Source organism: Enterococcus sp. HMSC078F03, from assembly GCF_001811595.1.
In the GTDB taxonomy this organism is placed as follows: domain Bacteria; phylum Bacillota; class Bacilli; order Lactobacillales; family Enterococcaceae; genus Enterococcus; species Enterococcus faecalis.
Genome location: NZ_KV805606.1, coordinates 1 through 4,662, shown reverse-complemented (window position 1 = coordinate 4,662; position 4,662 = coordinate 1). Strand labels below are relative to the sequence as shown.

At 32.9% G+C, this 4,662-nt stretch carries 5 protein-coding genes and 1 pseudogene; 5 read left to right on the top strand and 1 reads right to left on the bottom strand.

Annotation, left to right across the window (positions count from 1 at the left end):
- From HMPREF2810_RS15055 to HMPREF2810_RS15035, 5 genes and pseudogenes are all read left to right on the top strand, one after another.
- A pseudogene (locus tag HMPREF2810_RS15055) lies at positions 1-815 on the top strand (IS256-like element ISLgar5 family transposase); the annotation flags it as partial.
- Between the two features lie 160 nt (positions 816-975).
- On the top strand, positions 976-1,758 hold the full coding sequence (locus HMPREF2810_RS15050; RefSeq protein ID WP_002401019.1) for an abortive infection family protein: 783 nt from the start codon (positions 976-978) through the stop codon (positions 1,756-1,758).
- A 53-nt stretch (positions 1,759-1,811) separates the two neighbouring features.
- A complete protein-coding gene (locus HMPREF2810_RS15045) occupies positions 1,812-2,168 on the top strand; it encodes a type II toxin-antitoxin system RelE/ParE family toxin (RefSeq protein WP_002401020.1) in 357 nt (118 codons plus the stop codon).
- Positions 2,158-2,424: a helix-turn-helix domain-containing protein gene (locus tag HMPREF2810_RS15040; protein ID WP_002344896.1), complete on the top strand. Its 267-nt coding sequence runs from the start codon at positions 2,158-2,160 to the stop codon at positions 2,422-2,424. The genes HMPREF2810_RS15045 and HMPREF2810_RS15040 overlap by 11 nt, the downstream gene beginning before the upstream one ends.
- Positions 2,425-2,582: 158 nt before the next feature.
- Positions 2,583-3,584: a DUF4062 domain-containing protein gene (locus HMPREF2810_RS15035; protein ID WP_002401022.1), complete on the top strand. Its 1,002-nt coding sequence runs from the start codon at positions 2,583-2,585 to the stop codon at positions 3,582-3,584.
- A 368-nt stretch (positions 3,585-3,952) separates the two neighbouring features.
- Here the strand turns inward: HMPREF2810_RS15035 and HMPREF2810_RS15030 are convergent, their stop codons facing one another.
- Complete coding sequence (locus HMPREF2810_RS15030; RefSeq protein WP_002401023.1) at positions 3,953-4,567, bottom strand: recombinase family protein; 615 nt, start codon at positions 4,565-4,567, stop codon at positions 3,953-3,955.
- Between the last annotated feature and the right edge of the window lie 95 nt (positions 4,568-4,662).

Sequence of the window (4,662 nt, the reverse complement as noted above, 5' to 3'; positions counted from 1 at the left end):
GGCATCACTACACGCCCCAAACCATGTCCAATATAACAAAATCATTTACAGAAGAGGTAACGGCGTTTAAAGGACGGGAGCTTCATGACCGTTATGCTGCTATTTATATGGACGCAACGTATATTCCGTTAAAGCGGAAAACCGTCGCCAAGGAAGCTATTCATATCGCAGTTGGCATTCGCCCGGACGGATCAAAGGAAGTATTGAGCTATGCGATTGCACCGACTGAATCCATCATGATTTGGGAGGAAATTTTATTGGACCTTCAAGAGCGCGGTTTGAAAAATGTCCTCCTGTTCATCACGGATGGCTTAAAGGGGATGGTAGGAGCGATTAGTCGGTTCTATCCCAAAGCTCGTTTTCAACATTGTTGTGTACACGTTTCCCGTAATATCAGTCACAAAGTGCGTGTCGATGATCGTAAGGAAGTCTGTGATGATTTTAAAATGGTGTATCAAGCCTCATCTAAAGAGGTGGCGTTGGAAGCACGTGGTGCTTTTGCGGAAAAATAGAAAACTAGCTATCCAAAAGGGGTTGAATCGATTCTTTCGAACGATCACTTGCTCACTTTCTATGATTTCCCCTTGGCCATACGCAAGAGTATTTATTCTACGAACCTGATTGAATCCTTTAATAAGCAAATCAAGAAATACAGCCACCGCAAGGAACAGTTCCAAAATGAAGAGTCGATGGAACGTTTCTTAGTCTCGTCTTTTGATACTTACAACCAAAAATTCCTAGGTCGCAGTCATAAAGGCTTTCAACAGGCCGAAGGCGAACTTGAACAAATGCTAAGCCAACTGATTGAGAATTAGAAACAATCTGCAGTAGGGAAGAATCATTTACACAAAATTATTGACGCTCCCAATCTATTAGTCGATGAGTCAAATATTATATCATTTTTATTTGAACAGTGTATCTTTGGTATTAATTATTTGAAAATAATCCAACATACAATTTAAGAGGTATAAGTAAATGATGACTATAGATGAAGCAAAACAATTAGCAAATTATTTTTCAGTTGGTTCGGCGGGATATATTTTGAACTTTAACAATGTAACGTGGAACATATTTACAAAAAAAATCGTAGGTGTTGAACTACAAAATCATTATGGAGGTTCAAAGGGAGTATCCTTTCAAAAGTTTCTTGTCGATGATCAATTTGATGATTCGTTAAAGAATAAGTTAATCCATTCCTTAAAAGATATTATGGATCAAGACAAGCAATATGAATCTAATGAAATGAATCCAATAGTTCAGTTACTTTTGGAGGATGCATTTAAAGAAGATGATTCAACTATATTAAGAAAAACAAAGTTTTCAAGCGAGATTGATTTACTTTATATCCGACAGCTACCAATTAGGATTCAAACAGATATTAAAAACAAAGATTTTGACTCTGTTCTGACAAAAGCAAATACCTTAATTGATGAAGTTTTAAAATTTATTATTGAACATACGGAAGGATCGATTGTTAATACTAATTTATTTAAATCAAAAGAATTAAGAAAAGAAGCATTTGAGCGTCTTAATATTAAAACTGAAACAGATATGGATAATAGAATTAAAGCACTCATTGGAGCACTCAATACATTATCAGATAAAATACTTGAAATGAGGAACAGTCAAGGAGATGCTCATGCTCATGGTTCCAGAAGAATAATAATCAAAGAAGAAGAAGCAATACTTGCTGCAAATTCTTCTTTGATTTTGTGTGAGTATCTTTTTACTAAGTATAAAATGCTGAACGAAAAATAGATTCGAATATATTATAAACTATTAAATTAAATCGATATATGATATAATTAGGTATGAAAAAAATATCTTTTGAAACATTTAAAAGACCTAATGGTCACGATGAATTTTTAGAATGGTTGGAAACATTACCAAAAAAAGATAGTGCAAAACTTTTACGTACAATTGAAGAAACAGAAAAGAATGGGATGCTAGTAGCTCAACGTTTGAAATGGGTGAAAAAATTAGACACTAATTTGTACGAATTAAGAAGTAAGGTAGGATCAAACATCCAAAGAGCTATCTATTTCCATGTGGTCAATGGAAGGTATGTCATTACCCATGGATTTACTAAAAAAACGGAGAAAACACCAATAAGTGAACTTAAACATGCAAAAGAACTTAGAGAGGAGTGGTTCACAAATGATGATTAAAAAATTGATTGAAGAAAAGCAAAAAGACAAAGATTTTGCAGAAGCATATGACCGTGAAGGAAGAAAACTCGAAACTGCGGTTGCTCTTTATCATGCACGGGAGGAAGCAGGCCTAACTCAAGCGGAGCTTGCACAAAAAGCACATACAACTCAATCTACTATTGCTCGAATTGAGAGAGGGGATAACGTATCTTTCGATAAACTTGATGATATCGCTAGGGCATTAGGCAAAAAGCTGGTAGTAGAATTTGCTTAAAAGCGAGTTGAAAATATACCTATAATAGGCTCCTAACTAATCAATTAGTTTAGTGGGCCTTTTTGTACTAAATAGATAAAAATTGTCCTATAGTGTGAAAGTCAATAAATTTTATACAAAAATTACTTTAAAGAGACATAAAGAGAAAGGTACAATAAATGAAAACCATAAATCTAATAAAAGTATTTATAGCATCACCAGGTGATATAGCAGCAAAGAGGAATGAAGTAGAAGAAACCATATATAGATGGAATATAGAAAATACAGATAATACAAAAGTAATTTTGATGCCAATTCGATGGGAAACGAATGCGATTCCTACTTATATAAATAATAGCTCTGGGCAAAGTGTTATTAATAAACAAATTGTAGAAAATAGTGATATATTATTAGCGATTTTTGGCCATAAGTTGGGTTCTCCAGTTGATAATTATAGATCGGGAACTATAGCAGAAATTGATTACTTTTATAAAAATAGCAAAGGCGAGGTAGGGGTTTTTTTCTTAGATGAACCAGTTCCACAAGTTTTGGCTGAAGAGTATATAGAAGTTAAGAAGTACAGGGACTCTTTAGAAGATAAGGGTTTTTATGGAACATATAGCAAAGACAATATCAGAAGGTTTCTCACAAAAAAAGTTAATTATTTAATTGAGAAAGCACAAAATAATTTAGAATCAAAACGCTTTGATTTAGATTCTATTTCTTACAAGACACCTTCAGTAATTAACAAAAAAGTTACCGGAACTGATAAAGATTTTGATGACAACTTAGATATTTTTGATCCAATAGAATTTGACAACGATGAAAGATTGCTGCTAATATATGCGTTTATGGATGAAAATTCTATCTTTTCAACTGATAATTCAACTTATAGAAAAGTAGTTCAATGGGAAAGTGATAACAATTTAAGGAGTTACTTGAGTGGTAGAGTATTTGATGTACTAGAAAAATTAAGTAAATCGGGAATCTTGAAAGAAGAATACGATTCTTCTTTTGATGAGTATCCATCACGCTATATTTTGATTTCAGAGGACTATAAGAAATTTAAAAGGTATTTTTTAAAAAATGAAAAAAAGATATCTGTTATTATGGAGAAATATAAAGCTCCAATACAGGCTGATCCATTTTCCAATTTGGATGAATCAGATTTACCGTTTTAAATTTTAAATAGATAATTTCATTTTTTAGTAGCAGAGGTAGAAACTTTCTAATGTTTGAATTGAAAAGAAATGCTAATAGGTCGACTTTATGTTTCTCTTGTGCAATCGTAAATGCGGAGGACCATAAAATTGATCTATTATCGAGTGTGTATAAAATAAAATTCAAATTTTATTAGTTTACATAAGATATATTATACTAAGTTGTCAATGTTAAATACCTTTAAATAAGGACGGTTTATGCATCAATTATATTTATGTTAACTAAATTCTTTTTAACATAAATATAATCAACTTAGCTAGATGAATCTAAAATGATTGTCTGTATTGATGACAAAGCTAATTAATAATTACGTGATTCAAAAAAGAAATCATACAATTAGTTGGTCGATTTCTTTTTTTATTCGGTAAATTGTTTGCCTAGTCACATTGTAGTCTGTTGCAATCTTTGAGATAGCAACCCCATTCTCAAGATCCTGGACGATGCTCTTATAAACAAGGCGACGTTGAGGATCTTTTGTGTCTGCACTGTATAACTTAGGACGACCTTTATAGACGCCGTTTGCTTTAGCGATTTTAATTCCTTGTGCCTGGCGTCGTTTCGATTCAGTACGCTCTTGTTCAGCAATCATGGCCAAAATTTGAATGATTAGGTCTTTGATAAATTTATCCAGGAGAGGATTTTCGATTGCTTCAGCCATGATCGGTAAACTGGTGATAATGAGTCGTACATTTTTCTTCTTTAAATAATTTACTGAATCGATAATCTCGTCATAATTGCGGCCAAGTCGATCAATGGCTTCTACAATAAAAATATCTTGCTCTCTGACAAAATCTAAAGCTTCCTGAAAAATCGGCCGATGACTAATCGTCGCTCCAGATTGCTTTTCTATAAAAATTTTTTCAGCGCCAAACTTTTTCATTTCTTCAATTTGCCGTTGTTCATTCTGATCTATCGACGAGACTCGGATATATGCAATTTTCAAAAATTTTACCTGCTTTCTCGAACTATTTAGAACACACCCTAATCATACATTGAAAAACCATTGTCACTTTTCTATTTAAATGGCAAAAATTTCCA